The 1,749-nt window shown below is 62.1% G+C and carries 2 protein-coding genes; both read right to left on the bottom strand.

The annotated features are described in order from the left end of the window. Positions 1-228: 228 nt before the first annotated feature. Complete coding sequence (locus HGO40_RS30425; protein ID WP_250966054.1) at positions 229-972, bottom strand: penicillin-binding protein activator LpoB; 744 nt, start codon at positions 970-972, stop codon at positions 229-231. Between the two features lie 3 nt (positions 973-975). After that, positions 976-1,563 (bottom strand): penicillin-binding protein activator LpoB, encoded by a 588-nt coding sequence (gene lpoB, locus HGO40_RS30420; RefSeq protein WP_250966053.1) that lies wholly within the window; start codon positions 1,561-1,563, stop codon positions 976-978. Positions 1,564-1,749: the final 186 nt, after the last annotated feature.

Below are 1,749 nucleotides of genomic sequence, written 5' to 3'. Positions count from 1 at the left end.
GATACCGTGCCGGCCACTCTCCCTCGCGGGTGCGGACACACCAGTGATAGCTACGGCCTCTTTCCCCGCGCGCACCCAATCTTAAGCCGAGCACTTGTTTGCTGCGCGACAGCGCAGCGTCGGCGACGCGGCGGGGACTCCCTCGCCACAAAAGCATTCAGCTCATCACAGAAGCCAAAACAGCTAGCTCGCCACAAGAGCCGCTAAACAGCTACCCGACGGTATGCCTCAGCGCAAGATCACCGGCGCCGTGTCCCGGGGCAGGTTGTTGCGCGGCACCGGCTCGCCAGGTTGCTCGTAGCTCGGGCCGCCGAGTTGTTCGCTCAGTTGCCGCGCCACGTCTTCACCCAGGGCCTTGGACACTTCGCGTACCACCCGCGGGCGGTTGAGGCTGATGCGTGCGTCCCGGTGGTTCAGCAACTTGGTGTCCTGGCCTTCACCCATGGCCGTGAAGGCCGAGGTGATCTCGTAGGTCTTGGTGTTGATCAGGCTGAAGTCCGCCACCAGGGTCAACGCCAGCACAGCCGAGTAGCTGTCGGTATGGGCCAGCTCGTTGATGTCGCGGGTGAAATCGATGTCCGACACGGTGCCGAACAGCACGTAGTCGGCACCCTTGAAGTTGCCGGCCTTGATGCGCTTGATCACGTCATACACGTCGCCACTGGATGCCGCCGTGTGGGGCGTGCCCTGGGTCAGCTGGAACATGCCGCTGCGCAGGATCTCGCCCTTGATGTCGCCGGTGAACTTGCGCAGTTCGCCCTGCTCGATGTAGCTGCTGGTGGCTTCCATCTCGTCGTAGCTCGAGGAAGCGCTGGCGCTGTAGGGGTTCGCCTGGAAGTTGCTCTGCGCCGAAACGGTGTGGATGTATTCCTCCACCCGTTCCTGGTACGCCAGGTCGGTTACCGCGACTTTTGGGGCCGCCTGGGCACTGAATGCGCAGGCCAGGGCCATGATGCCTATCCATGTGCGCATGGCTTAGCGCTCCGTGGTCTTGCGGATTTCTTTTTCGTCCATCCACTCGGCCAGACCGCTCTCGACGTCGATCAATTGCAGGCTGAATTTGTAGAAGACGTCCTTGTAGTCGCTGCTGCGCTTGACGATCGAGCTGATGGAGCCCTCGAGGCGGTACTTGGCAGCGATCATGTAGCCGGTCTTGGCCACGGTGCTTTTCTTGTAGAGGCCGCTCTGGTTCTGCAGCTTGAGCTGGTCGACCTGGCTTTCCATGGCGGTGTTGTCGCTGGCGAAACGGGCCGCGCCGGTCTTCATCAACTGGGTCTTGATGCTGGTGGTGATTTCGCGGGTGTCGATGTATTCGCTGGTCTTGTTCTTCACGTCATAGACCTGGACAACCGGGCGACCCTGCAGGATGCCGGACTGGGCCAGGGAGCGGGTCATGGACTCGGCGATCATTTGCAGGTCGGTGGAGCCGAACTCGTTGGTCACGGTTTCCACGGCCTTGGTATCGCCGTAGCTGATGTTCTTGTTGCCCAGGACCGGCGAGTTGTTGGCACAGCCGCTGACCAGCAGGGCGGCGAGGGCGAGGGAGGAAATGCGTACGAACATGTGGGGGCTCTCGAAAACTGAATGAATATGGGCTTAGGTGCAATGCCGATCGGTAAAGGAACTTGTGCCGACGATCCCTGTGGCGAGGGAGCTTGCTCCCGCTCGGTTGCGCAGCGACCGCAAGATCTTGGGGCCGCTTCGCGGCCCCCCCGGGGCAACCTCCGGAGCCACAGGGCGCGTGCGGGG

It is taken from the genome of Pseudomonas sp. CG7, from assembly GCF_023701885.1.
Taxonomy (GTDB): Bacteria; Pseudomonadota; Gammaproteobacteria; order Pseudomonadales; family Pseudomonadaceae; genus Aquipseudomonas; species Aquipseudomonas zanjanensis.
This window is presented reverse-complemented; position numbering and strand designations above follow the sequence as displayed.